This is a genomic window from Xanthobacter autotrophicus (assembly GCF_005871085.1).
Taxonomy (GTDB): Bacteria; Pseudomonadota; Alphaproteobacteria; order Rhizobiales; family Xanthobacteraceae; genus Xanthobacter; species Xanthobacter autotrophicus.
This window is the reverse complement of record NZ_VAUP01000002.1, coordinates 111113-132845: the sequence shown is the minus strand read 5'-3', so window position 1 is coordinate 132845 and position 21733 is coordinate 111113. Positions and strand designations below refer to the sequence as shown.

General features: G+C 67.4%; 25 protein-coding genes. 21 read left to right on the top strand and 4 right to left on the bottom strand.

The genetic code is table 11. The features are described from left to right. Positions 1-2 precede the first annotated feature (2 nt). The 10 genes from FBQ73_RS00650 (at position 3) to FBQ73_RS00605 (ending at position 7871) form a co-directional block, all read left to right on the top strand. Complete coding sequence (locus FBQ73_RS00650) at positions 3-1373, top strand: pyruvate dehydrogenase complex E1 component subunit beta (RefSeq protein ID WP_138397599.1); 1371 nt, start codon at positions 3-5, stop codon at positions 1371-1373. A gap of 12 nt (positions 1374-1385) precedes the next feature. Next, positions 1386-2738, top strand: a complete 1353-nt coding sequence (locus tag FBQ73_RS00645) for a pyruvate dehydrogenase complex dihydrolipoamide acetyltransferase (RefSeq protein ID WP_138397598.1) — start codon at positions 1386-1388, stop codon at positions 2736-2738. Positions 2739-2884: 146 nt separating this feature from the next. Continuing rightward, positions 2885-3121 (top strand): YdcH family protein, encoded by a 237-nt coding sequence (locus FBQ73_RS00640; protein WP_138397597.1) that lies wholly within the window; start codon positions 2885-2887, stop codon positions 3119-3121. Between the two features lie 138 nt (positions 3122-3259). After that, a complete protein-coding gene (locus tag FBQ73_RS00635) occupies positions 3260-3901 on the top strand; it encodes a nucleoside 2-deoxyribosyltransferase (protein ID WP_138397596.1) in 642 nt (213 codons plus the stop codon). Next, positions 3894-5309 (top strand): dihydrolipoyl dehydrogenase, encoded by a 1416-nt coding sequence (gene lpdA / locus FBQ73_RS00630; RefSeq protein ID WP_138397595.1) that lies wholly within the window; start codon positions 3894-3896, stop codon positions 5307-5309. The genes FBQ73_RS00635 and lpdA overlap by 8 nt, the downstream gene beginning before the upstream one ends. A 128-nt stretch (positions 5310-5437) precedes the next feature. Continuing rightward, positions 5438-5716, top strand: a complete 279-nt coding sequence (locus FBQ73_RS00625; protein ID WP_138397594.1) for a hypothetical protein — start codon at positions 5438-5440, stop codon at positions 5714-5716. A gap of 30 nt (positions 5717-5746) precedes the next feature. Further along, a complete protein-coding gene (locus FBQ73_RS00620) occupies positions 5747-6025 on the top strand; it encodes a GlsB/YeaQ/YmgE family stress response membrane protein (RefSeq protein WP_138397593.1) in 279 nt (92 codons plus the stop codon). A gap of 11 nt (positions 6026-6036) precedes the next feature. Further along, a complete protein-coding gene (locus tag FBQ73_RS00615) occupies positions 6037-6285 on the top strand; it encodes a GlsB/YeaQ/YmgE family stress response membrane protein (RefSeq protein ID WP_138397592.1) in 249 nt (82 codons plus the stop codon). 171 nt (positions 6286-6456) lie between these two features. Beyond that, positions 6457-7410 (top strand): lipoyl synthase, encoded by a 954-nt coding sequence (gene lipA, locus FBQ73_RS00610; RefSeq protein WP_138397591.1) that lies wholly within the window; start codon positions 6457-6459, stop codon positions 7408-7410. Between the two features lie 2 nt (positions 7411-7412). After that, a complete protein-coding gene (locus FBQ73_RS00605; RefSeq protein WP_138397590.1) occupies positions 7413-7871 on the top strand; it encodes a type II toxin-antitoxin system RatA family toxin in 459 nt (152 codons plus the stop codon). 6 nt (positions 7872-7877) lie between these two features. Here FBQ73_RS00605 and FBQ73_RS00600 read toward each other — a convergent pair whose 3' ends face one another. Further along, positions 7878-8267: a rhodanese-like domain-containing protein gene (locus tag FBQ73_RS00600; RefSeq protein ID WP_138397589.1), complete on the bottom strand. Its 390-nt coding sequence runs from the start codon at positions 8265-8267 to the stop codon at positions 7878-7880. A 234-nt stretch (positions 8268-8501) separates the two neighbouring features. On the opposite strand from FBQ73_RS00600, the gene FBQ73_RS00595 reads away from it, so the two are divergent. The 8 genes from FBQ73_RS00595 (at position 8502) to FBQ73_RS00560 (ending at position 16425) form a co-directional block, all read left to right on the top strand. After that, entirely contained in the window at positions 8502-9419 is a 918-nt protein-coding gene (locus FBQ73_RS00595) for an ABC transporter permease subunit (protein ID WP_138397588.1), read from the top strand. Further along, positions 9419-10936, top strand: a complete 1518-nt coding sequence (livM, locus tag FBQ73_RS00590; protein ID WP_246089491.1) for a high-affinity branched-chain amino acid ABC transporter permease LivM — start codon at positions 9419-9421, stop codon at positions 10934-10936. Before FBQ73_RS00595 ends, livM begins: the two co-directional genes overlap by 1 nt. Beyond that, complete coding sequence (locus tag FBQ73_RS00585) at positions 10936-11862, top strand: ABC transporter ATP-binding protein (RefSeq protein ID WP_138397587.1); 927 nt, start codon at positions 10936-10938, stop codon at positions 11860-11862. Before livM ends, FBQ73_RS00585 begins: the two co-directional genes overlap by 1 nt. Beyond that, complete coding sequence (locus tag FBQ73_RS00580) at positions 11859-12632, top strand: ABC transporter ATP-binding protein (RefSeq protein WP_138397586.1); 774 nt, start codon at positions 11859-11861, stop codon at positions 12630-12632. The genes FBQ73_RS00585 and FBQ73_RS00580 overlap by 4 nt, the downstream gene beginning before the upstream one ends. After that, positions 12632-13072 (top strand): DUF6867 family protein, encoded by a 441-nt coding sequence (locus FBQ73_RS00575; RefSeq protein ID WP_138397585.1) that lies wholly within the window; start codon positions 12632-12634, stop codon positions 13070-13072. Before FBQ73_RS00580 ends, FBQ73_RS00575 begins: the two co-directional genes overlap by 1 nt. Before the next feature lie 118 nt (positions 13073-13190). Beyond that, positions 13191-14291, top strand: a complete 1101-nt coding sequence (locus FBQ73_RS00570; protein ID WP_138397584.1) for a branched-chain amino acid ABC transporter substrate-binding protein — start codon at positions 13191-13193, stop codon at positions 14289-14291. 351 nt (positions 14292-14642) lie between these two features. Beyond that, the gene (locus FBQ73_RS00565) at positions 14643-15722 is read left to right on the top strand and encodes a bile acid:sodium symporter family protein (RefSeq protein ID WP_246089490.1); all 1080 of its coding nucleotides are present in this window, start codon (positions 14643-14645) and stop codon (positions 15720-15722) included. Between the two features lie 94 nt (positions 15723-15816). Continuing rightward, entirely contained in the window at positions 15817-16425 is a 609-nt protein-coding gene (locus FBQ73_RS00560; RefSeq protein ID WP_138397583.1) for a TMEM175 family protein, read from the top strand. A gap of 12 nt (positions 16426-16437) precedes the next feature. On the opposite strand, the gene FBQ73_RS00555 is transcribed toward FBQ73_RS00560, so the two are convergent. Beyond that, positions 16438-17304 (bottom strand): PPC domain-containing DNA-binding protein, encoded by an 867-nt coding sequence (locus FBQ73_RS00555; RefSeq protein ID WP_170218686.1) that lies wholly within the window; start codon positions 17302-17304, stop codon positions 16438-16440. Positions 17305-17361: 57 nt separating this feature from the next. Beyond that, positions 17362-18450 (bottom strand): lysine-2,3-aminomutase-like protein, encoded by a 1089-nt coding sequence (locus FBQ73_RS00550; RefSeq protein WP_138397581.1) that lies wholly within the window; start codon positions 18448-18450, stop codon positions 17362-17364. A gap of 72 nt (positions 18451-18522) precedes the next feature. On the opposite strand from FBQ73_RS00550, the gene FBQ73_RS00545 reads away from it, so the two are divergent. The 3 genes from FBQ73_RS00545 (at position 18523) to FBQ73_RS00535 (ending at position 21281) form a co-directional block, all read left to right on the top strand. Continuing rightward, the gene (locus FBQ73_RS00545; protein ID WP_041575970.1) at positions 18523-18846 is read left to right on the top strand and encodes an XdhC family protein; all 324 of its coding nucleotides are present in this window, start codon (positions 18523-18525) and stop codon (positions 18844-18846) included. 99 nt (positions 18847-18945) lie between these two features. Then, a complete protein-coding gene (locus FBQ73_RS00540; protein WP_138397580.1) occupies positions 18946-19650 on the top strand; it encodes an XdhC family protein in 705 nt (234 codons plus the stop codon). Next, entirely contained in the window at positions 19647-21281 is a 1635-nt protein-coding gene (locus FBQ73_RS00535) for an NTP transferase domain-containing protein (RefSeq protein WP_138397579.1), read from the top strand. The genes FBQ73_RS00540 and FBQ73_RS00535 overlap by 4 nt, the downstream gene beginning before the upstream one ends. On the opposite strand, the gene FBQ73_RS00530 is transcribed toward FBQ73_RS00535, so the two are convergent. Then, positions 21262-21717 (bottom strand): DUF488 domain-containing protein, encoded by a 456-nt coding sequence (locus FBQ73_RS00530; protein WP_138397578.1) that lies wholly within the window; start codon positions 21715-21717, stop codon positions 21262-21264. The genes FBQ73_RS00535 and FBQ73_RS00530 overlap by 20 nt on opposite strands. Between the last annotated feature and the right edge of the window lie 16 nt (positions 21718-21733).

Here is a 21733-nt window from a genome sequence, read left to right as displayed (position 1 = left end):
CCATGGCCATCGAAGTCCTCATGCCGGCCCTGTCTCCCACCATGGAGAAGGGCAATCTCACCAAGTGGCTCAAGAAGGAAGGCGACACCGTCAAATCCGGTGACGTCCTCGCCGAGATCGAGACCGACAAGGCCACCATGGAGGTGGAGTCCATTGACGAAGGCATTCTCGGCCGCATCCTCGTCCCCGAGGGCGCCCAGGACGTGGCGGTGAACACTCCCATCGCCACCATCCTCGCCGACGGCGAAGATGCCAGCGCCGCCCCGGCTCCCGCCCCCAAGGCGGCCGAGAACGCCCCGGCCCCGGTTGCTGCTCCCGTTGTCGCCGCGCCTGCGGTGGTTGCGCCGGTGGTGGTGGCCCAGGCGGATCCCGAAGTGCCCGCCGGCACCGAGTTCGTCACCCAGACTGTGCGCGAGGCCCTGCGCGACGCCATGGCCGAGGAAATGCGCCGCGACGGCGATGTCTTCGTCATGGGCGAGGAAGTGGCCGAGTATCAGGGCGCCTACAAGATCACCCAGGGCCTGCTCCAGGAATTCGGCGAGCGCCGCGTGATCGACACCCCCATCACCGAGCACGGCTTTGCCGGCGTCGGCGTGGGTGCGGCCATGGCGGGCCTGAAGCCCATCGTGGAGTTCATGACCTTCAACTTCGCCATGCAGGCCATCGACCACATCATCAATTCGGCGGCGAAGACGCTCTATATGTCCGGCGGGCAGATGCACTGCTCCATCGTGTTCCGCGGCCCCAACGGCGCCGCCGCCCGCGTGGCCGCCCAGCACAGCCAGGACTACACCTCCTGGTATTCCAACGTGCCCGGCCTGAGGGTGATCGCGCCCTATACGGCGGCCGACGCCAAGGGCCTGCTGAAGGCCGCCATCCGCGACCCCAACCCGGTCATCTTCCTTGAGAACGAGATCCTCTACGGCCAGTCCTTCGAGGTGCCGAAGCTGGATGATTTCGTGCTGCCCATCGGCAAGGCGCGCATCGCCCGCAGCGGCAAGGACGTGACCCTGGTGTCCTTCTCCATCGGCATGACCTACGCGCTGAAGGCGGCGGACGAGCTGGCCAAGCAGGGCATCGAGGCGGAGGTCATCGACCTGCGCACCATCCGCCCCATGGACGTGGACACCATCATCGCCTCGGTGAAGAAGACCGGCCGCTGCGTGAGCGTGGAAGAGGGCTGGCCGCAGTCCGGCGTCGGCGCCGAGATCGTCGCCCAGCTCATGGACAAGGCGTTCGATTATCTCGACGCCCCGGTGCTGCGCGTGACGGGCAAGGACGTGCCCATGCCGTACGCCGCCAACCTCGAGAAGTTGGCCCTGCCGACGGTCGCCGATGTGATCGCGGCCGTGCACGCCGTGACCTATCGCTGAGGAGAGAGACCAATGCCCATCGAGATCCTGATGCCGGCCCTCTCCCCCACCATGGAGAAGGGCAACCTCGCCAAGTGGCTCAAGAAGGAAGGCGACACCGTCAAGTCCGGTGACGTGCTTGCCGAGATCGAGACCGACAAGGCGACCATGGAAGTCGAGTCCATCGACGAAGGCATCCTCGCCAAGATCCTGGTGCCGGAAGGCTCCCAGGACGTGCCGGTGAACCAGCTCATCGCCGTGCTCGCCGGCGAGGGCGAGGACGTGGCCGCCGCGGCCGCCGGCGCCGGCGGGGCCAAGCCCGCTGCCGCTGCCGCTCCTGCGGCTGCTGCTGTTGCTGCCGCACCTGCCGTTGAAGCGGCCGCCGCTGCGGCTCCTGCGCCTGCCGCTGCTCCCGCCGCCAACGGCCAGGGTGGCCGCGTGTTCGCCTCGCCGCTCGCCCGCCGGATCGCCAAGGACAAGGGCATCGACCTTGCCGCGCTCGCCGGTTCCGGCCCGCACGGACGCATCGTTGCGCGCGACCTGGAAGGCGCCAAGCCCGGTGCCAAGCCGGCAGCGACGCCCGCCGCTGCCGCTGCTCCCGCGCCCGCCACTGCTCCCGCTTCCAAGGCGGCTGTCGCCAGCGCCCCCGGCGCCGAGCAGGTCAAGGCCATGTTCGAGGCTGGCAGCTACGAGGAAGTGCAGCTCGACGGCATGCGCAAGACCATCGCGCGTCGCCTGGTCGAGAGCGAGCAGGTGACCCCCACCTTCTTCCTCACCGTGGACTGCGACCTCGACGACCTCATGGTCCTGCGAGAGCAGGTGAATGCCAACGCGGGCAAGGACAAGGACGGCAAGCCGACCTACCGTGTTTCGGTCAACGACTTCATCATCAAGGCCATGGCGCTGGCGCTCCAGAAGGTGCCCGCCGCCAATGCAGTGTGGGCCGAGGACCGCGTCCTGCGCATGAAGCACTCGGACGTGGGCGTGGCGGTGGCCATCGACGGCGGCCTCTATGCGCCCATCGTGAAGAAGGCGGAGCAGAAGACCCTCTCCACCATCTCCAACGAGATGCGCGACCTCGCCGGCCGCGCCCGCACCAAGAAGCTGAAGCCCGATGAATATTCCGGCGGCTCCACCTCGGTGTCGAACCTCGGCATGATGGGCATCCGGAACTTCACCGCCATCATCAACGCGCCGCAGTCTTCCATCCTCGCGGTGGGCGCCTCGGAGCAGCGCGCCGTGGTCCGCAATGGCGAGATCAAGGCGGTGATGCAGATGACCGTCACCATGACCTGCGACCACCGGGTGATGGATGGCGCCCTCGGCGCCGAACTGCTCAGCGCGTTCAAGGGCTTCATCGAGAAGCCCATGAGCATGCTGGTGTGATGCATGCTGGTGTGACGCATGCTGGCTTGAGCCGGCTGGCATGAGGCTTGTCCCGGGGCTGCGGCAGATCAAATCCTGCCGCAGCCGTCCGGTGTAGCTGCGGGGCAACGGTGTTTTCCGCCGTTGTACCAAGGAAGGTTGAGATCATGAGCCACACGCCCCACGAACTTGCCGCCGACTTCCCGGAATATGCCGAGAAGATTCAGGCGCTCAAGCTGTCTGACGCCCACTTCGCCAAGCTCAGCGAGGCCTATCATGAGGTGAACCGCCAGGTGCACCGCGCCGAGACCGACGTGGAGCCCACCGGCGACGCCGAAATCGAGGCTCTGCGCCGCGAGCGCGTGCGCCTGAAGGACGAACTCTTCGCCCTCCTGTCCAAGTGACCGGACTGGCATGACACCAACCGGAGCGCCTTTTGCGAGGCGCTCCGGCCGGCTCCGAAATCGGGAGCCGTCGAAAAGGACCCGCCCGGCGCCGGCCGAAGACCGGAGTCAATGCCATCATGGAGACGGGCAAGCCTGATGAAGCTGTACCTCGCCGGCCCCGAAGTGTTCCTCGACGACGCGCGCGAGATCGGCCGGCGCAAGGTTGAGCTGTGCACCCGCTTCGGCTTTACCGGACTTTATCCGCTGGACGGCGACCCGCTGCTGGATGTGGCGGCGGGGGCAGCGAGCCGCGCCATCTTCGCCGCCAATCTCGCGCTCATGCGCTCGGCCGACGCCCTCGTCGCCAATCTCACGCCGTTCCGCGGCATCAGCGCCGATCCAGGCACCGCGTTCGAGGTGGGTTTCGCCTTCGCGCTGGGCAAGCCGGTGGCGGCCTATTCCAACCTGCCAGGTGAACTGAAGCACCGCGCCCATTCCGCCATTGGCCCCGCCGGCGGCGCGGGTGATGCCGCCACGCTGCTGGCCGATGGCCTGCACGTGGAGGACTTCGGCCATTTCGACAATCTCATGCTGGCGGAAGCGCTCGCGGCCTCCCGGTTGCCGGTGATCCAGGCGCCGGCCCCGGCCGCCGACCCGTTCCGCGACCTCACCCAGTTCGAGCAGGCGCTCGCCCTCATGGCCGAGGCCCGGTCCGCCGGCCGCCTTGGCATGCCCCGATCCCCTTCCCATCCAGAACCCGCCGGACAGGCGCACGGCGAGGAGACCTTCCATGGCTGACAGTTACGACATCATCGTCATCGGCGGCGGGCCCGGCGGCTACGTGGCCGCCATCCGCGCCGCCCAGCTCGGCTTCAAGGTGGCCGTGGTGGAGAAAAGCCATCTCGGCGGCATCTGCCTCAACTGGGGCTGCATCCCCACCAAGGCGCTGCTGCGCTCGGCCGAGATCTACCACTACATGGAGCACGCCAAGGATTACGGCCTCTCCGCCGAGAAGATCGGCTTCGATGCGGCGGCTGTGGTCAAGCGCTCGCGCGGGGTCTCGGCCCAGCTGGCCGGCGGCGTCGCCTTCCTGCTCAACAAGAACAAGGTGGACGTGATCTGGGGCAAGGCGACCTTCACCGCCCCCGGCAAGATCAAGGTGGAAGCCGCCCAGAACCCGCCCAAGGGCGCCAAGGGCGGCGGCGATTACACCGCCAAGCACATCATCGTGGCCACCGGTGCCCGCCCGCGCGCGCTGCCCGGCCTTGAGCCCGACAAGAAGCTGATCTGGACCTATTTCGACGCCATGGTGCCGGAAAAGATGCCCAAGAGCCTGCTGGTGATGGGCTCGGGCGCCATCGGCATCGAGTTCGCCTCGTTCTATCGCACCATGGGCACCGAGGTGACCGTGGTGGAGGTGCTGCCGCAGATACTCCCCGTGGAGGACGAGGAGATCGCCGCCGTTGCCCGCAAGCGCTTCGAGAAGCTGGGCATGAAGATCCTGTCCGGGGCGAAGGTGACGGGCGTCACCAAGCATGCCGACAGCATCACCGCCCATGTGGAAGATTCCAAGGGCGCCAAGCACGACATCACGGTGGATCGCATGATTTCCGCCGTGGGCGTGGTGGGCAATGTGGAGGGACTGGGCCTTGAGGCCATCGGCGTGAAGATCGAGCGCGGCATCGTGGTGACCGACGGCTATGGCCGCACCAACGTGCCCGGCGTTTATGCCATCGGCGACATCGCCGGCCCGCCCATGCTGGCCCACAAGGCGGAGCACGAGGGCGTGATCTGCGTGGAGACCATCAAGGGCCTGCACACCCACCCCATGGACAAGAACAAGATCCCCGGCTGCACCTATTGCACGCCGCAGATCGCCTCCGTGGGCCTCACCGAGAAGAAGGCCAAGGAAGCCGGCCGCGAGATCAAGGTGGGCCGCTTCTCCTTCATCGGCAACGGCAAGGCCATCGCGCTCGGCGAGCCGGACGGCTTGGTGAAGACCATCTTCGACGCCAAGACCGGCGAACTGCTGGGTGCCCACATGGTGGGCGCGGAGGTGACCGAGCTGATCCAGGGCTTCGTGGTGGCCATGAACCTTGAGACCACCGAGGAAGACCTGATCCACACGGTATTCCCGCACCCGACCCTGTCGGAGATGATGCACGAGAGCGTCATGTCTGCGTATGGGCGGGCGATCCATTCGTGAGTGTGGGCGGGGAAGTGTTATCCTTCCCCGGTGCGGAGCTTGGCTGCCCCGAAGCCCTCTCCCGCCTGCGGGAGAGGGGAGGGTGGGGCAAATATGGCTTCGAATTCACTCTGCGAGAAGTCGAGCCTATGGCTGAAGAAAATGTAGATTATTCGAAAGTACGAGCCACGGTTTGGAGCGTCATTACATCAATAGGTTATCTGGCGCAGGTTGCGTGGGCTAATTGTCCTAGATGGGCGAAGTTTGGCCTAGTTGGGATGGTGCTGGGGTTTATGGCGTTTGGCCCGGCAGGTGCTGGAATTGCTGCTTTTGGTTCGGCCATTGGCGTGAAACTATTTGTTCTCACGGGCGTATTGGGCTCGGGTCTCAGCGGTTTTGTGAAAGCCAAAAAGTCAGATAAATCGTAACTATACTGCCTAAATCTCGGAGGTGCCATCTTGGACCAGCAGACCTATGCGTTCCTGAGCCAGCCGGGCGTCGGCTTTTTCTCGCTCATCATCATCGGCCTCATCGCCGGCTGGATCGCCGAGCGGGTGACGGCGAGCAACCACGGCCTGCTGACGAACCTTCTCGTCGGCGTCGCCGGCGCCTTCATCGGCGACAAGCTGGCCTCGGTGCTCAACGTGCCGGTGTTCGGCTTCTTCCGCACGCTGATCGCGGCCATCGTCGGCGCCATCCTGCTGCTCTGGATCTGGCGCGCGATCCGTTCGCGCTGAGGGAGGCCGACATGCTTGTTTCCATCCTTGTCGGCATCATCGCCGGTTTTCTCGCCGAAAAGCTCATGAAGTCCTCCGGCGGGCTCCTCACAAATCTCGTGGTGGGGCTTGTGGGCGGCATGCTGGGCGGCTGGGTGGCGAGCGGGCTCGGCCTCAACTACATCGGCGACGGCATGCTCGATCGCATCGTCATCTCCACCTGCGGGGCGGTGCTGCTGCTCGCCATCTGGCGGGCGGTGACCGGCAGGCGCCCGGCCTGAAAACGCATTGCCGCAGCGCGCGCCGCGTGGCTTCCGGCCAGCGGTGGCGCGGGGTATGGTGAATTGAAATCCAAGCTTGGCCCGGAGCCTCACCCGGGGCGGGCGTTGCCCGGCAAGGGCATTGCCCCGCGGGGCGTGCATCTTCCTGCCGGGGGTTGAGAGACGAAACGCATGGTCACGGTCATCGACACCCTCGCCCGCCCGCGCCACCCGGAGAAGGCCAACCGCCCGGAAACCGAGGTGCTGCGTAAGCCCGACTGGATCCGCGTGAAGGCGCCGGGTTCGGCCGGCTGGTCGCAGACTGCCGACATCGTGCGGGCCAACGGCCTGCACACCGTGTGCGAGGAGGCCGGCTGCCCCAATATCGGCGAGTGCTGGGAGAAAAAGCACGCCACCTTCATGATCATGGGCGACACCTGCACCCGCGCCTGCGCCTTCTGCAACGTGCGCACCGGCCTGCCCGAGGCGCTCGACCAAGGCGAGCCCCAGAAGGTGGGCGATGCGGTGGCCAAGCTCGGCCTCTCCCATGTGGTCATCACCTCCGTGGACCGGGACGACCTCGCCGACGGCGGCGCGGAGCACTTCGCCCGTACCATCGCCGCCATCCGCAAGGCGAGCCCCGGCACCACCATCGAGATCCTCACCCCGGACTTCCTGCGCAAGGAGGGGGCGCTGGAGGTGGTGGTGGCGGCCAAGCCCGACGTGTTCAACCACAATCTGGAGACGGTGCCGGCCAAGTATCTCTCGGTGCGGCCCGGCGCGCGCTATTTCCACTCCCTGCGCCTGCTGCAGAAGGTGAAGGAGCTGGACGGCTCCATCTTCACCAAGTCCGGCATCATGGTGGGCCTTGGCGAGGAGCGCCCCGAAGTGCTCCAGCTGATGGACGACCTGCGCTCGGCGGAGGTGGATTTCATCACCATCGGCCAGTATCTCCAGCCCACACGCAAGCACCACAAGGTGGAACGCTTCGTGACGCCGGACGAGTTCAAGGCCTATGAGACGGTGGCCTATGCCAAGGGCTTCCTGATGGTTTCTGCGAGCCCTCTGACCCGCTCCTCCCACCATGCGGGCGCGGATTTCGAGAAGCTGCGTGCGGCCCGGGCGGCGCGCCTCGGCCGGGCCTGATCGTGCCATCCTTCTCCAACGCCCGGCAGGTGAGGCACGGGGCGCGGGACATGTTCGACCTCGTGGCCGACGTGGAGCGCTATCCCGAGTTCGTGCCCCTGTGCCAATCGCTGCGGGTGAAGCGGCGCATGAAGTCCGATGAGGGCGTGGAGATCCTGGTGGCGGACATGACCGTCGCCTACAAGCTGATCCGCGAGACCTTCACCTCGCGGGTGACGCTGGACCGGCCGCGCCTCACCATCCATGTGGAATATCTCGACGGCCCCTTCAGCCGGCTCGACAACCGCTGGGAATTCATCGGGCGCGGCGAGGACGCGAGCGAGGTGAAGTTCTTCATCTCCTACGAATTCCGCTCGCGCACCCTGGCCATGCTCATGGGCGCCATGTTCGAGGCCGCCTTCCGCCGCTTCGCCGATGCCTTCGAGGCCCGGGCGGACCAAGTCTACGGCACGGTGGGGTAGGGCGTCTCAGCCCTCCACCGGTCCGCCCGTCTCCTTCCAGGCCTTGAAGCCGCCGCCCACATGGGCCACCGGCTTCAGCCCCATGTTCTGCGCCGTGGCCGCCGACAGGGCCGAGCGCCAGCCCCCCGCGCACAGGAAAATGAAGGCCCGGTCCTCCCCGAAGGGCGGCTTGAAATAGGGGCTTTCGGGGTCGATCCAGAATTCCAGCATGCCGCGCGGACAGTGGAAGGCGCCGGGGATGCGTCCTTCGCGCTCAAGCTCGCGCGGGTCGCGCACGTCCACCAGCAGCGCGCCGTCGGCGATTTGGCGCTGGGCGTCCTGCGGCGTCAGCGTTTCGACTTGGGCGTTGGCTTCATCGAGGAGCAGCTTGAAGCCTCTGGTGATGATCTGGGGCATGGCCTCTCCTCCGGTGCGATGGACCGATCCATGCGGGGAGGAGGGACAGGAGCGGAAGCCCTGTCAAGCCGGCCCCGCTCCGCAGGTCTGCCTTCCGCTGCGGGCGTGCGCTCGGCCCGGCGCAATTGTCTCGACGGGCAGGGCGGGTTATGAGTCGGAAAAGGAGGCAGCGCACAATCGTCGGGCATGATGATAAAATAAGCGCGCCAACCAGACAGAGGGGTTCAGCGGCGGATGGAAGTGTTCCTCCAGCAGCTCATCAACGGGTTGACCCTCGGGTCGATCTACGGATTGATCGCCATCGGCTACACGATGGTGTTCGGCATCATCGGAATGGTGAACTTCGCCCACGGCGACGTGTTCATGGTGAGCGCCTTCATCGGCCTCATCTGCGTGCTGCTGCTCACTACCGTGATCGGGATGAGCTCCATCTTCCTCATCCTCGCCATCACGCTGGTTGTGGCCATGGTGTTCACGGGGCTGGTGAGCTGGGCCATCGAGCGGGTGGCCTACCGGCCCTTGCGGGGCTCCTTCCGCCTTGCGCCCATGATCTCCGCCATCGGCATGTCCATCCTGCTCTCCAATTTCGTGCAGGTGGCCCAGGGCCCGCGCAACAAGCCGCTCCCGCCCATGGTGCCCGACGTGTTCGTGGTGATGGAGCGCAACGGCTACGAGGTCACCCTCGCCTACAAGCAGATCATCATCATGGTGGTCACCGCGACCCTGCTCGCCGGCTTCTGGTGGCTGGTGCAGAAGACCTCGCTCGGCCGCGCCCAGCGTGCCTGCGAGCAGGACCGCAAGATGGCGGCGCTCCTGGGCGTGAACGTGGACCGCACCATCTCGCTCACCTTCGTTATCGGCGCCGCGCTCGCCGCCGTGGCCGGGGTCATGTACCTCATGTATTACGGCGTCGTGAACTTCGCTGACGGCTTCGTGCCGGGCGTGAAGGCCTTCACGGCCGCGGTGCTGGGGGGCATCGGCTCGCTGCCGGGGGCGGTGCTGGGCGGGCTGCTCATCGGCCTCATCGAGACCCTCTGGTCAGCCTATTTCTCCATCGAATACAAGGATGTGGCGGCGTTCTCCATCCTTGTAGTCACGCTCATCTTCCTGCCCCAGGGCCTGCTCGGCCGGCCGGAAGTGGAGAAGGTCTGATGGTGCAGCCGCCCGTCGCCGACCTGAAGCCTGAAGCCTTGCCCAACAGCGATCTTCCGGCCACCGGCCTGCCAGGCGCGCCGAGCCTTCCTCCACCGGTTCAGCACCAGGGAGCGTCCTCCGTCATCCGTGGCGCATTCACGGACGCGATCGTCAGCGGCCTTCTTACGGGCCTTTTGCTGCTGCCGCTGGTGGGGTTCCGCGCCACCGAATCCGGCAGCGGGCCGTTGGGCCTCACCTATCGCTTCGGCCTCGTGGCGGTGTTTGCCGGCATCGTCGCGGTGCTGCGGCTGGTGCTGAACCTCACCGTCTGGCGGCGCGGCCGCGAGGTGAAGGTAGGCGAGGGGCCGTCCGCCTTCGCCACCCTGGCGCTGAAGGCCGCGCCGGCGCTGAGGCCAGCCTTCTTCAGCTTCGCCATCGCCTATCCGTTCCTCGCCATTCTGCTGTCGGGAGGGCTCAGCCCCAGCCGCTACTGGGTGGACCTCGGCATCTATGTGCTCACCTACGTGATGCTGGGCTGGGGCCTCAATATCGTGGTGGGCCTCGCCGGGCTGCTGGATCTCGGTTACGTGGCCTTCTACGCGGTGGGCGCCTACACCTTCGCCCTGCTCTCCACCAGCGTGCCGGTGAACGATTTCTTCGCCGGTCATCTGGGGGAGGGGTTCTGGACCGCCTGGTCGTTCTGGCTGTGCCTGCCGGTTTCCGGGCTCCTGGCCGCCTTCTGGGGCGTCATCCTGGGCTTCCCGGTGCTGCGGCTGCGCGGGGATTATCTCGCCATCGTCACCCTGGCCTTCGGCGAGATCATCCGCCTGGTGCTCATCAACTGGGTGTCGCTGACCAATGGCGGGGCAGGCATCTCCTCCATCCCGCCCATTTCCTTCTTCGGTGTGCCCTTCAACGCCACCGACGAAGGCTTCGCGGCCAAGTACGGCCTCGACTTCGATTCCATGCACCGGATCATCTTCCTGTATTTCGTGATCCTGGCCCTGGCCGCGCTCACCGCGCTGGTGACCATCCGGCTGCGGCAGATGCCGGTGGGCCGGGCCTGGGAGGCGTTGCGTGAGGATGAGATCGCCTGCCGCTCGCTGGGCATCAACACCACCCTCACCAAGCTCACCGCCTTCGCCACCGGAGCCATGTTCGGGGGCTTTGCCGGGGCCTTCTTCGCGGTGCGGGTGCGCTTCGTCTCGCCCGAGAGCTTCACCTTCATGGAATCGGCGGTGATCCTCGCCATCGTGGTGCTCGGCGGCATGGGATCGCAGATGGGTGTGGCGGGGGCGGCCATCCTGCTCATCGGCGGCATGGAGATGCTGCGCAACCTGTCCTTCCTGAAGGCCGACTTCCTGTTCGGGCCGGATTTCGACCCCTCGCTCTACCGCATGCTCATCTTCGGTTTCGCCATGGTGGCGGTGATGGTGTGGCGCCCGCGCGGAATTGTTTCTTCGCGCCTGCCGACGATCTTTCTGAAGGAGCGCAAGGCGGTGTCCGCCACCCTCGTCAAGGAGGGCCACGGCTGATGGCGAGCCTTGATCCCGTGGCCGGCGCGAAGACGCCGATCCTCGCGGTGGACCACCTGTCCATGCGCTTCGGCGGCCTGATCGCCGTGAACGACGTGTCCTTCGTCGCCGCCCGCGGCGAGGTGACGGCGGTGATCGGCCCCAACGGCGCCGGCAAGACCACTGTGTTCAACTGCATCACCGGTTTCTACAAGCCCTCCGCCGGCCGCCTCGCCCTGTTCCACGGCGGCGCGGCAACACCTCAGGAACTCGACGCGGTGACAGCCTCGGGTCTGTCCTGGGGGCGGACGGGGGCGGGCTCGCTCTACCTGCTGGAGCGCTTGCCCGACCACAAGGTGGCGTCCTGGGCGCGGGTGGCCCGCACCTTCCAGAACATCCGCCTGTTCTCGGGCATGACCGTGCTGGAAAACCTGCTGGTGGCGCAGCACATGTCGCTGACCAGCGCAGGCTTGCTCAATCCCGCCGCCCTCCTCAATCTGCCGTCCTGGAAGCGCCAGCAGAAGGGGGCCATGGACAAGGCGCTGTACTGGCTGCACCAGATCGGCCTCATGGAACGCGCCGACGACCCGGCCGGCGATCTGCCCTATGGCGACCAGCGCCGTCTGGAGATCGCCCGCGCCATGTGCACCAACCCGGTGCTGCTCTGCCTCGACGAACCCGCCGCCGGCCTCAACCCACGGGAATCGGCGGCCCTCAACGAACTGCTCCTCTCCATCCGGCGCGACCATGACACCTCCATTCTGCTCATCGAGCACGACATGTCGGTGGTGATGGAGATTTCCGACCACGTGGTCGTGCTGGAATACGGCTGCAAGATCGCCGACGGCACGCCCCAGGAGGTCCGTACCGATCCCAAGGTCATCGCCTCCTATCTCGGCGTCGAGGAGGACGAGGCGGCCGTGGTGGAAGCGCAGGTGGGCGCATGAGCACAAAGACCATCGCCTCCGGCGCGGTCGAGGCCCAGTGGTTGCCGAAAGGCCAGCCGCTGCTGTCGGTCAGCGGCGTCACCGCCTATTACGGCAAGATCATCGCGCTCAAGGGCGTGGACATAACGGTGAACGAGGGGGAGATTGTCACCCTCATCGGTGCCAACGGGGCCGGCAAGTCCACGCTGATGATGACCATCTGCGGCAGTCCGCGGGCGCGCGACGGCCGCATCATCTTCGACGGGCACGACATCACCGGCCTGCCCACCCACGAGATCATGCGGCTCAACATCGCCCAGTCTCCCGAGGGGCGGCGCATCTTTCCGCGCATGAGCGTCTACGAGAACTTGCAGATGGGGGCCGCCATCACCGGCAATGCCCATTTCGCGGAAGACCTGGAGCGCATGTTCGAGATGTTCCCGCGCCTGAAGGAGCGCATCGACCAGCGCGGCGGCACCCTCTCCGGCGGCGAGCAGCAGATGCTCTCCATCGCCCGCGCGCTCATGAGCCGGCCGCGCCTGCTGCTGCTGGACGAGCCGTCGCTGGGCCTCGCGCCGCTGGTGGTGAAGCAGATCTTCGATGCCATCAAGCTCCTGAACGAGACCGAGGGCCTCACCGTGTTTCTGGTGGAGCAGAATGCCTACCACGCCCTCAAGCTGGCCCACCGAGGCTACGTGATGGTCAACGGGCGCGTCACCATGTCGGGCACCGGGGCCGAATTGCTGGCCCGGCCCGAGGTGCGCGCCGCCTATCTGGAGGGGGGCCGCTGATGGCGATGAATGTGGATCCGGGGCGCGCCTCGTCCCCGCTGCTCATCGGTCCTCTGGCGGTGATCGCCGTGCTGGTGGTGCTGCTTGTGATCTGGCCACGCGAGCTGATCGGCGCCTCGCTCGCTGATTTCCTGCTGGTCACGCTGTGCCTTGGCGGCGCTGCCGCGTGGCGCACCGGCAAGGCGGTGGCGCACGGCTGGGCGCCCTACCTGCAACTTGTGTTCTACTGCCTTCTGCTGGCCGGCGCGGTGCGCTTCTGCCACTTCGCCCTGTTCGAGGACGAGCTGTTCTCGATCGAGCCGTTCGCGGTGGAGTTCGTGCTGCTCACGGCCATCGCGACCCTGGGCTTCCGCGCCCATCGCAAGCGGCAGATGACCGTGCAGTATGGCTGGATGTACGAGCCGGCGGGGCGCCTCGCCTGGCGCTCCAAGACCCTCTGAAACCGGCAAGAGGCACCGGCGTGCCATCGACAGGCCGGGGAATTGCGGCACAATGCGCCGCGGAGTTTCACTGGGAGGCGGACCGGTGTTCCGCTCCCGGACGAAAGGGAGAGACCTGATGAAGAAGCTCTTGATGGCGTCGCTCGCTCTGGGCGCCAGCCTCCTGCTTGCGGCCGAGGCGCAGGCGCAGGTGAAGATGGGCGTCGGCGGTCCCATGACCGGCTCCAATGCCGCCTTCGGCGCCCAGCTGAAGACCGGCGCCGAGCAGGCCGTGGCCGACATCAACGCGGCCGGCGGCATCCTCGGCCAGAAGATCCAGCTCTCGGTTGGCGATGACGGCGGCAAGCCCGAGCAGGGCAAGTCGGCGGCCAATAAGTTCATCTCCGACGGCGTCAAGTTCGTGGTTGGCCACTTCAACTCCGGCGTGTCGATCCCGACCTCGCAGGATTATGAGGAGGCTGGCGTCCTCCAGATCAGCCCCGCCTCCACCAATCCGGCCTTCACCGAGCGCAAGATGTGGAATACGTTCCGCACCTGCGGCCGGGACGATCAGCAGGGCGCGGTGGCCGGCGCCTACATCGTCAAGAATTTCAAGGGCAAGAAGGTCGCCATCGTCCACGACAAGACCCCCTACGGCAAGGGCCTGGCGGACGAGACGCAGAAGACCATCAACAAGGGCGGCGTGAAGGAAGTCCTCTACGAGGGCATCAACACCGGCGAGAAGGACTATTCAGCCCTTGTCTCGAAGCTGAAGGCCAACGGCGTCGACCTGGTTTATTTCGGCGGACTGCATCCCGAGGCCGGCCTGCTGGTGCGCCAGATGCGCGACCAGGGCATGAAGAGCGTGCTGTTCTCCGGCGACGGCATCACCGACAAGGAGTTCTGGACCATCGCCGGCCCCGGCGCAGAAGGCACGCTGATGACCTTCGGCCCCGATCCGCGCAAGAACCCGGCGGCGAAGGACATCGTCGCCGCGTTCAAGGCCAAGGGCGTGGATCCGGAAGGCTATGTGCTCTACTCCTACGCCGCCGTTCAGGTGATGAAGCAGGCAGCCGAGGCGGCCAAGTCCCTCGACCCCAAGAAGGTTGCCGCCGAGATCCATTCCGGCAAAACCTTCAACACCGTGCTCGGTCCGCTCTCCTTCGACAAGAAGGGCGACATCACCAAGCTCGACTATGTGGTCTACGTCTGGAAGGACGGCGCCTACACCCAGCTCTGACCGGTTCACCCCGGCGACAGGAAGGCCCGCGCTTTGCGCGGGCCTTTTTGTTGCGTGATCCGAAAAGCCTTGCCTCGTCCTATTTCCGGAGGGCGTGGCCTGGCACGACATGTCGCGCCTGTCCCGAGATATTTACCGCGGCGGCCGGTTGACCCGCAGGAGAACAGCACGCAGTCTAGGTATATTGTCGACAGAAAGATCGGCGAATGCTGGCGCAGGCCGTCTCAGGCGGAATGAAGCCGGCGCATAAGCACACGCACGGGGGCCTCAGGCGTCCGGATGGGTGACAGGGAAGGGACGCGTCGCGGGAGTGCAGGTCTAACGCCTCTCTCACGCCTTGTATTCCGCCTCATGTTGTCACGACTGAAGCTCGATCCGTTTGTCGTCGCCCTCGCGCTCACCGTCTCCCTGGCCCTGCTGTGGCCGCAGCCCGGCATCACGGGCGGCGTGCTCCATGCCGATAAGGCCGCGAGCTGGGGCATCGCGGTGATCTTCTTCCTCTACGGCATCTCGCTGTCGCCGAAGCGGCTGCTGGAAAGCGCCGCCCGCTGGGAGCTGCATCTGATCGTGCAACTCGGCACATTCCTACTGTTTCCAGCGGTGGTGGTGACGGTGCTGGCCCTGATGGGCGACCGCTTGCCCGAGGCGGTGGCGACCGGGTTCTTCTTCCTCGCCGTCTTGCCGTCCACGGTCTCCTCGTCGGTGGCGATGACCTCGCTGGCGCGGGGCAACGTGCCGGTGGCCATCTTCAACGCCTCCATCTCCAGCCTCATCGGCGTGTTCGCCACGCCCGTGCTCATGGCCTGGTACCTGCACACAGTGGGTGGGGGGATGGATCTGGGCCCGGTGATCCTGAAGCTGATCATCCTGGTGATCCTGCCGCTGGCCGTGGGGCAGGCCGCCCGGCCGCTGCTGCTGAAGCTGGTGGAGCGCCATCGCCAGGTGGTGCGTATCGCCGACCGGGCGGTGATTCTGGCCATCGTCTACAATTCGTTCTGCGACAGCGTAGCCGCCGGCGTTTGGAAGGGGCAAAGCCCCGTGCTGCTGCTGGAGATTGTCGCCGGGGTGCTGTTGCTGTTCGCCGTGGTCTACCTGCTGATTGGGATCGCGTGCCGGGTCTTCGGTTTCTCCCGGCCCGATACCATCGCGGTGGTGTTCTGCGCGTCGAAGAAGTCGCTCGCAACCGGGCTGCCCATGGCACAGGTGATGTTCAACGGGTCGCCGGATCTGTCCCTGATCATCACGCCCATCATGCTCTACCACTTCCTCCAGCTGGTCATCGTCGGCATCATTGCCGGCCGCAGCGGAGCGCTGGAGGCGGAAGAGAGCGAGCCGTCCCTCGTCGCCGAGGAGCCCGGCCGAGCGCCGAAGGGGGCCGAGGGCTTCCTGCCTGAGCCGGCGTCCGGGCGGGTATCGACGTCGGCTTCGTGAGCGCTCGTCGCTCGCCACCGCGCCCCGGAGCAGCTATGCCACACCGGCGCGCGGCGGAAGGGCCTGCGCCGGTGTGAGGGCACGGAGGGGGCATATGGGCCGTTCCGGGGAAAGCCGCTTCGCCAAGTCGCGGGTCGACGCCCTGAGCGACGGCGTCTTCGCCTTCTCCATGACCCTATTGGTGCTCGACATCCGCCTGCCCGACGACCTCGTCGTCGCCAGCGCGGCGGATCTCGCCGCCCACCTCGTGTCGCTGTGGGACCGCACCCTCACCTATGTCATCAGCTTCTTTGTGCTGGGCGCCTTCTGGCGCAGCGGCATCGAGCTGCGTCCGAGCGGGGAGGACGCGGACCGCAGCGTGGTCCACCTCGTCCTGGTCATGCTGCTGTTCGTCACCGCGGTGCCGTTCTCGTCGGGGCTGGTGGGGCGCTACGGGCACTTCCTGCCCGCCATCCTCGTCTATGCCGCCAATATGGCAGTCCTCGGCGTTCTCACCATCGCCATGCGCTATCTCGACGTGAAGCCCGGCAAGCGCTCGCTCGCCGCCGCGGCGGGGGCTAGGCTGCCCACGTTCCTCGCCTCGGCCGTTTTGTCGGTGCTGATCGCCCTGGTGGCGCCGCGCTACGCCATGTACGCCTACCTGTTGAACTTTCTCACCCGGCTGCCGTTCTGGCCCGGGCGCGGTTTCGAGGGGCGGAGCTGAGCTTTTCCGCCGTCAAGCGGCCCTTGTCTCTTCCTCCACCGCCAGCTCAAAGGTGATGAGCACTGGATTGGCGCCCCGCACCAGCCGACCCTGGGTCATGGTGCCGGTGAGGCTAACGAGGGCGAGGTCGATCTGAGCCGTCAACGCGCCGGAGGCATCCAGCGCCACGGTGCCCGAGGTCACGAACACCTCGGTGGCGTAGTCGTCCACCGGCGGTGCATCGGTGAAACGCGCGCCGATGAGGCTGCCCACCCCGCCGCGCAACCGCCCGCCGGCAAAGCCGTGGCGACGACATAGCTCCTCCACCGCCGCACCGATCTCCACGTTTGGGCGGACACGCGCGAAGGCGATGCGCGGGCCGCCCTCAGCGGGCGCGATGCGGGCATGGGGGGTGAAGAGGGGAAAGTTGGTCTCGGCATCGAAATCGGCGGTGGTCTCCACCTCGGCGGCGCCATAGGCGCGGGCGCGGATGGGGGCGGCCACCACCGTCTCGTGGGGCATGATGTGGCCGCCGTGGCGGCTGCCGTCGGGCTCGGTCCAGAAGGCATGGCAATGGATGAAGGGCGTACTCTCCTTCCGCCCGAAGGTGACGTTGCCCCGATCAAGCCGCGTCTCGCCCGCGGGGGCGAAGGGCGCGCTGTACCAGGCGGCGTGGGTCGAATCGGACGATGCCGCCGGCATCACATAGGTGAAGGGGCCAAAGCTGCCGCCGGAGATTTCCACCTGCGCCGCGCCCATGCCCGCCGCGACGAGCGGACCGGTGATGGCGGCATTGAGCGTGAGGCCCGGTTCCAGCGTGAAGTCGAGCACCTGCAAGAGGCCCACGGCGCTCTCGATGCGCTCCTGCGGCGCCGGCCCCGGCTGTGCAATCCGGCGCATTTCCCCCATGGCGTCCTCCCTATCTGCCCTGTGCGATAGCACGTGAGGGAGGCGTCATCACCCCTCCGGCGGATAGAGATGGACGCCGCCGCAATTGTCGGAGACCGCGAGGCGCGTGCCGGCGGGCGCAAGGTGGCCCGGGGTCAGCGGCACCTTGCCGGCGCCGCCGGGAATGTCGAGCACGTATGTGGGCAGCGCGATACCCGAGAGCCGCCCGCGCAGGGCGCGCATCAGGTCTTGTCCCCGAGCGATGTCGAGACGGAAATGGGCGGTGCCGGGGGCAAGGTCGGGATGGTGCAGGTAATAGGGCTTCACCCGGCATTCCACCAGACTGCGGAACAGGGCGGCGAGGGTGTCCGCATCATCGTTCACCCCGCGCAGCAGCACCGACTGGGACAGGAGCGGAATGCCCGCGTCCGCTATGCGGGCGAGGGCCGCGCGGGCTGTGGTCGTCAGCTCGCGGGCATGGTTGACGTGCACTGCCACGTAGGAGGTGAGGCCCGGCGCCTTGAGCGCGGCAATGAAAGCATCGCTCACCCGCTCCGGCGCGGCGATGGGCACGCGGGTGTGAAAGCGGACGATCTTCACATGAGAAATGGCGGCAAGGCGGCCCATCACCTCGCCCATGCGGCGCGGCGAGAGCATGAAGGGGTCGCCGCCGGTGAGAATCACCTCCCAGATCTCGGGATGGGCGGCGAGATAAGCGAACGCCTGCTCCAGCGCCTCGGGCGACAGGGCAGCGGCCGCGCCCGGCCCCACCATCTCGCGGCGGAAGCAGAAGCGGCAATAGACGGCGCACACGCCCACGATCTTCAGGAGCGCCCGGTCCGGATAGCGGTGGACGATGCCCGGAACCGGGCTATGGGCATCATCGCCGATGGGGTCGGCCAGTTCCTCCGGCCGCACCTTGAGTTCGGCGGGATGGGGCACGAACTGTCGGGCAATGGGGTCGGATGGGTCGGTGCGGTCGATGGCGTCGGCGAGCGTCGGGGTCACCGCCACCGCATAACGCGAGGCCACGCGGGCCAGCGCCTCACGGTCGCGCGCCTCGGCAAGGCCGGCGGCGACGAGGTCGTCGCCCGAGCGCAGGGTGCCTTGATCGCGGGCGGGCAGAGGCAGAAGGTTTGGCAGCAGAAGGTTTGGCATGGGCGTTGGGGCACCTATATGGGATGCGTCCGGCCTTGCCAATTCACGAGCCCCGCCGGAAGGAGCAATGCCATGGACGTGACCGAAAGCGATGTTCTGGCTGCCGCCGAGCGCTGGCGCCGCGAGGGGCGGGGCGTCGCGCTCGCCACCGTGCTGGAAACCTGGGGCTCAGCCCCGCGCCCGGTGGGCAGCCGGCTCGTGATCGACGCCGAAGGGAATTTCCTCGGCTCCGTTTCCGGCGGTTGCGTGGAGGGCGCAGTGGTCGGCGAGGCGGCGGATGTGATCGCCTCCGGCGTGCCGCGCACTCTCGAATTCGGCGTCGCGGACGAGGCCGCCTGGAAGGTGGGCCTCTCCTGCGGCGGCAAGATCGCGGTGTTTGTAGAGCGTGTGGATTGAAAATGGTGGCCGGTGACGTGGCTCATCGTGCGTTATATTCATTGGGGAAGATGATGCCGCCGGCCCGTCCGGCCGCTCCCTCAGGGAGGATGCCCACCCATGCGCCTTGAGCTTCTGGCGGCCCTCAATGCGGAACGCGCCGCGCGCCGGGCCTGCGTGGTGGTGACGGAGCTGGCGAGCGGCGCCCAGCGCCTGGTTGGGAGCGATCAGGTGGATGCCGATCCGCTCGCCGGCTCTATCCATGAGGCGCTCGCCCTCCGGCGCAGCCGTCTGGTGGGGGAGGGGGAAAGGCGGGCCTTTCTCGCGGTGGAAGTGCCGCCGCCGCGCATGCTTGTCATCGGCGCGGTGCATATCTCTCAGGCGCTGGCACCCATGGCGCGTCTTGCCGGCTTCGACCTGACCATCATCGACCCGCGCACTGCCTTTGCCACGCCCGAGCGCTTCGGCGACGTGCCGGTGATCGCGGAATGGCCGGAGGTGGCCTTGCCGGCCTATGGCCTCGACCCCTTCACCGCCCTGGTCGCCTTGACCCATGACCCGAAGGTGGACGAACCGGCGCTGGTCGCTGGGCTGAAGGTGGGCTGTTTCTACGTCGGCGCGCTGGGCTCGCGCCGCACCCATGCCCGGCGGGTGGAGCGGCTTCAGGCGGCGGGGCTTTCGCCGGACCTCATCGGACGCATCCATGCGCCCATCGGCATCGACATCGGCGCCGCCAGCCCCGCCGAGATCGCCGTGGCGGTGCTGGCCGAGGTGATCCGCGCCCTGCGCTCCGGCGTGGCCCATGCGGAAGGAGTTGCGGCGTGAAGTTCGGCTCCCTGCCCTTGTCAGAGGCTGAAGGCGCCATCGCCGCCCATTCGGTGCGGCTCGATGGCGGTGCCATCAAGAAGGGCACGCGACTCGGTCCGCTGGAAATCGCGCGGCTCGAAGCCGCCGGCTTCCGCGAGGTGGTGGCGGCGCGCATGGAACCGGGCGACATGGCGGAAGACGCCGCCGCCCGGCTTCTGGCGGAAGCGGTGGCCGGTCCCCACGTGCGGGCGGATGCGGCCTTCACCGGCCGTGCCAATCTGTTCGCCGCCGCGGCGGGCGTGCTGCGGGTGTCGGAAGCGGCGCTCGACGCCTTCAATGACGTAGACGAAGCCATTACGCTTGCCACTCTGCGCGATTTTACGCCGGTGGCGGCGGGGGACATGGTGGGGACGGTGAAGATCATCCCCTATGCCGTGCCCGCCAGCCTCGTGGACGCGGCGCGGCGGACCTCGAATGGGCTGCTGGCGGTTGCCCCGTTCCGGTTGAAGCGCGTGGCGGTCATTTCCACCCTGCTGCCGGGCTTCGCCGACAAGGTGGTGGCCAAGACCCTCGCGGTCACCCGCGCCCGCCTCGCGCCCACCGGCGCCGAGATGGTTTCTGCCGACACCGTCGCCCACGATACGGCGGCGCTGGCGCAGGCCCTCGGGCGCGCGGCGCAGGAGGGGGCGGAGCTTGTCATCGTCTTCGGCGCCTCGGCCATCGCGGACCGCAACGATGTGATCCCCGCCGCCGTGGTCGCCGCCGGGGGAGAGGTGGTGCGGCTCGGCATGCCGGTGGATCCCGGCAACCTGCTGATGCTCGGCCGGCTCGGCGCCATGCCGGTGCTGGGCGCGCCCGGCTGCGCCCGCAGCCCGAAGGAGAACGGCTTCGATTTCGTGCTCATGCGCCTCCTCGCTGGCCTTGAGGTGACCGCCCGCGACATCGCCCGTCTCGGGGCGGGCGGGCTGTTGTCCGACATTGCCGTCCGGCCCCATCCCAGGGCGGAGGGCGATGCGGGGCAGGGCTTCGCCGCCGTCATCCTCGCCGCCGGGCGCAGCGCGCGCATGGGGCAGGGCATCAACAAGCTGATGGAGGAAGTGGGCGGCGTGCCGGTGATCCGCCGGGTGGTCGAGGCGGCGCTGGCCTCGCGGGCGCGGCCGGTCATCGTCGTGACCGGGCATGAGCGCGGGCGTATTGCTGCCGCGCTCGACGGCCTCGACGTGAGCTTCGCGCACAATCCCGATCACGCGAGCGGCATGGCCTCGTCGCTGCGGGCCGGCATCTCCGCCGTGCCTGAGACGGCGGCGGGGGCGCTGGTGGTGCTCGGCGACATGCCGCTCCTTGGCGCGGATGTTATCGACCGGCTGATCTCCGCCCATGCGCCCGACGAGGGGCGGCTCATCTGCGTTCCGGTGGAGGACGGGCAGCGGGGCCATCCCGTGCTGTGGTCGCGGCGCTATTTCGCCGATCTCGGCGCGCTGGAGGGCGACGTGGGCGCGCGGCACATCCTCGCCGCCAACCAGGATGCGGTGGCGGAAGTGGCCATCACCGGCGCCGGCGCCTTTCTCGATGTGGATACGCCGCAGCTCCTCGCCCAGGCGCGGGCGGCCTTGCGCGACGAGCAGGTGGTCAGAACGGAGCCGGTATGAGGTGGGTGGCGCCGATGTCCAGGCGCTCGCACATCCATTGCGCCAGCCGCAGGCGGTGGCAGCCCTCCACGTGCCGCTCGTAGCACAGCAGGCAGATGCGCCGGCCCTTGGCGAGGGACGTCAGTTCCTCAAGCGCGGCCTGCGCCGGAGCGGTGGCGAGGTGGGCGTCGTAGATGCGCATGAGGGCGTCATGGTCGCCGCCGCGCGCGGCGAGCCGGCCCTCCTTGGGGGTGCCCAGCGCCCGCAGATGCACATAGGCGACGCCATGCTCGGCGATGCCCGCCGCCAACGCCGTCTTGGAAAAGCCCGGCCGTCGGGAGGCCGCCACCGCCCGCACGTCCACCAGAAGCTCGACCTTGGCCTCGTCCAGCGCGGCCTGGAAGGCGGATGGCGTGCTCTGCTCGTAGCCGATGGAGAAGAGGTGTGTCGTGCTCATGGGATAATCATGCCTT